Source organism: Mesorhizobium sp. M5C.F.Ca.IN.020.32.2.1, assembly GCF_004023105.1.
Lineage (GTDB): Bacteria > Pseudomonadota > Alphaproteobacteria > Rhizobiales > Rhizobiaceae > Mesorhizobium > Mesorhizobium wenxiniae.
In genome coordinates this window covers 1-797 of the sequence record NZ_RZSX01001460.1, presented here as the reverse complement: position 1 = coordinate 797, position 797 = coordinate 1, and the positions used below count along the sequence as shown (strand labels likewise).

Genomic DNA, 797 nt, shown 5'->3' with positions numbered 1-797 from the left:
GCTCGATCTCGGGAATAGGCGTCGGTTGCGGCGTTGCCGGCTCAGGCGGGCTGTTCGTTGCCGTTATCTTTTTGTCGGATCTGGTGGCCGCCCCAGGTGCGGCAGCGGTTGTCGCGGCAGGTGCGGCGCTCGGGGCCGGCTTTGCGAAGGCATCGCCGACGATGCCGCCGCGAATGATCATCGGGCTTTGCATGAAATCATGCTTGGGCTTGGGCTGGCTCGGGATCGCAGCAACTTTTTCATAGGTGACATCAGGCACTGCTTCGCCGAGCGCCACGATCGATGGCGTCGAGGAGCTCCCAGCCACCTTCACCGGTTCAGGCGCGCCGAGCTTGACGACGGACGGCGTCGAGGATGGTGCACCGAGAACAACGAAGGACGAAGCGTGTGCTCCGCCCGCCGCCAGAGTGAGACCAAGCGCTCCCAGGATACGCACCCAGACCATGATAGATCCCCTGCCCAACAAGCAGTCAACATACCGTCCGGGAATTGCTGCGGGCTTGCGAGGAAAGCTAGCATTTTAGCGATTTGGTAATTCGCTAACGCCCGGACTTGCCCCGTAAACGTCACCGTATTACGCACCCACATCTGTGAGGTCCCACATCTGTGAGGTCCTGCTTCTGTAAGGTGATGAGAGTGGCTGAGATACTTGCCGCCGGCGAGGCGATGGAGCGGGCGCTGGCGCTGCTCGAAGGCGGTGATGTCGTCGCCATTCCGACGGAAACCGTCTACGGGCTGGCCGCCGACGCCACCAATGGCGTCGGCGTGGCGCGCATCTTCGAGGTCAAGGGCCGGCC

At 62.7% G+C, this 797-nt stretch carries 2 protein-coding genes; one reads left to right on the top strand and one right to left on the bottom strand.

Annotated features, from left to right (window positions below; translation table 11 throughout):
- The coding region (locus tag EOA86_RS36780; protein WP_128345843.1) for a hypothetical protein at window positions 1-445 on the bottom strand (445 nt) is incomplete at its 3' end.
- Window positions 446-636: 191 nt separating this feature from the next.
- On the opposite strand from EOA86_RS36780, the gene EOA86_RS36775 reads away from it, so the two are divergent.
- Window positions 637-797, top strand: a 161-nt coding sequence (locus EOA86_RS36775) for a Sua5/YciO/YrdC/YwlC family protein (protein ID WP_206630271.1), incomplete at its 3' end; no start/stop codon positions are given.